The organism is Pseudomonas sp. 2995-1 (genome assembly GCF_002742505.1).
In the GTDB taxonomy this organism is placed as follows: domain Bacteria; phylum Pseudomonadota; class Gammaproteobacteria; order Pseudomonadales; family Pseudomonadaceae; genus Aquipseudomonas; species Aquipseudomonas sivasensis.
This window is the reverse complement of sequence record NZ_LJSA01000008.1, coordinates 1-228: the sequence shown is the minus strand read 5'-3', so window position 1 is coordinate 228 and position 228 is coordinate 1. Positions and strand designations below refer to the sequence as shown.

The 228-nt window shown below is 31.1% G+C and carries 1 protein-coding gene; it reads left to right on the top strand.

Annotated elements, in window-relative coordinates; genetic code table 11:
• Positions 1–31 precede the first annotated feature (31 nt).
• The coding region (locus AOA61_RS00030) for a DUF309 domain-containing protein (RefSeq protein ID WP_218197281.1) at positions 32–228 on the top strand (197 nt) is incomplete at its 3' end.

The following is a 228-nucleotide window of genomic DNA, read 5'->3' as shown; positions in this document are numbered from 1 at the left end:
ATTAATTAGATCACTTTCACGGGGGGAAATGATGAATTATCCAGATGCTTATATTGAATATTTGATTGAATTTCATGGAACCAGAGATTATTTTGAATGTCATGAGATTATGGAAGAGTATTGGAAAAAAAATAAAGAAAAACATTGGCACACATTAATTCAATTAGCAGTTGCTATATACCACGAAAGACAGCATAACTATGACGGAAGTCTTCGATTATACAGAAA